Raw genomic sequence first — 1,727 nt, 5'->3', positions numbered from 1 at the left:
CTGGCCAGACTGTTTCAAAACTCGCTGAGAAGTGAACAGGGCAACTCTAGGACTGGTTTTGGGATGCGGGAGAGGGGGCTAAGGTAGGAGGATTTTATTTTTAGATGGCCAGGCCGCTTTTGGGTTCTTAGCCACTGGCCGTCCTTTTCGCATCCGGTCGGCTTTGACTGCCTCTCCCTGGGCACTCCTTTGCCTCCTCAGGCGGCGGTCGCAGCCCGTTTGCCGAGGTGTTTGATCAGTTCCCCTGTGCCGACGATGTTCAGAACGCGGCGCATGTTGTAGCCCAGGGCGCTGAGCGATACCTCTGCATTGACGGCTTCCAGCCCTCGCGTCAAAAACGCTGCTTGGCCCCACCAGAACTTGATCGTCCCAAACGGGTGTTCCACCAGCTTTTTGCGCTGCGCATAGATTTCCGGCTGCCGCTCCATGCGCTCGCGGATGCTCTCCTGCACCTGCGGGTAGCCTTCTCCATGGTTGATTTTGCGATACTTCCCTGTGGTGCACTGGCTGCGCAGTGTGCAGGCCGCACAGGCCGCTGTGTTGTAATAGGCCTGCTGCACCTGGCCACGCTGATGGCTGTCGGCATGGCGCGTCAGGCGCGCTTTGCCAGGGCATTCATATTCGTCGTGCGCTTCGTCGTAGCGGAACTGGCGGCGGGCATGCAGCCCCGCTTTCTCCATCGTGTCGCGCTGGGCAGGCACGTGGGCTTCGATGCCTTGCTCCCCTGCCGCTTTGATGTCCTTCAACACATAGTAGCCGCCATCGGCAACGACGGTGAGGCGCTCCACGCCGAGCTGCTCTTTGGCACGCTGTGCCATGGTGTTGAACTGCCCGGCGTCATTGGCCTGCGCAGTCGCCTCAACCTCCACGATAAGATGGTGCGCGGCGTCCACCGCGCTCTGGATGTTGTAGCCCACCTGGCTGTCTTTGCTGGTGCTCTTCTTCATGAGCCGCGCTTCCGGATCAGTCAGGGAGATCTGGACACCTGGAGTCTCCTCCAGGGTCTTCATCATCTCTGTGTAACGCTCGCGCGTTTCCTTGAGCTTTTCCACCCGCCCGGGCAGGTCTTTGATCCGCGCGGCTTTGGCCGCCCCCACCGCTGCGGCGTCGGCCTGCTGGGCGGCGTCGTTGAGCTCCAGTTCCTTGAGGTAGCGCTCAATGCCGGTGTTAACTCCCCTCAGCAGGCTTTCGAGCTTGGTGCGGGTGAAGTTACGGGCCTTGGAGTTCACTGCCTTGAAGATGCTGCCGTCAATGGCCACAAGCTCGGCTCCGAAGAGCTTCAGTTCGCGGCACATGAGGTTGAACTGACGCAGCACCGACTTGAAGGCTTCGCTGTGGGCTTTGCGGAACTCCGAGATGGTCTTGTGGTCGGGCTGCAGGCGCTTGAGCAGCCAGATGACTTCGAGGTTGCGGTGAGTCAGGCGTTCCAGTTCGCGGCTGGAACGCACGCGGTTGAGGTAGCCGTAGAGGTAAAGCTTGAGCAGGTCTCCCGGTGCATAGCCTGGCCGACCGGTGGCCGCCGCCTCCACAGGAAGCTTCGCCTGCCGGAAGTCCAGTTCATCAACGAAGGCGTCGATGAAGCGCACGGGGTTGTCTTCGCTGAGGTAGTCCTCAAGGCTTTGCGGCAGCATCCAGGCCTGACTGCGGTCATCTCCTTGAAGGTAGCTCATGACAACTGTTGCCCCATCAAAAATGCCCCTTCAAGGGTTTTGACACAGTCTCTGGCG

General features: G+C 60.5%; 1 protein-coding gene. It reads right to left on the bottom strand.

The features are described from left to right. Positions 1–197: 197 nt before the first annotated feature. On the bottom strand, positions 198–1,670 hold the full coding sequence (locus EI77_RS23205; protein ID WP_133797697.1) for an IS1182 family transposase: 1,473 nt from the start codon (positions 1,668–1,670) through the stop codon (positions 198–200). Positions 1,671–1,727 lie beyond the last annotated feature (57 nt).

Origin of the sequence: Prosthecobacter fusiformis (assembly GCF_004364345.1) — a bacterium.
Classification (GTDB): Bacteria; Verrucomicrobiota; Verrucomicrobiia; order Verrucomicrobiales; family Verrucomicrobiaceae; genus Prosthecobacter; species Prosthecobacter fusiformis.
This window is presented reverse-complemented; position numbering and strand designations above follow the sequence as displayed.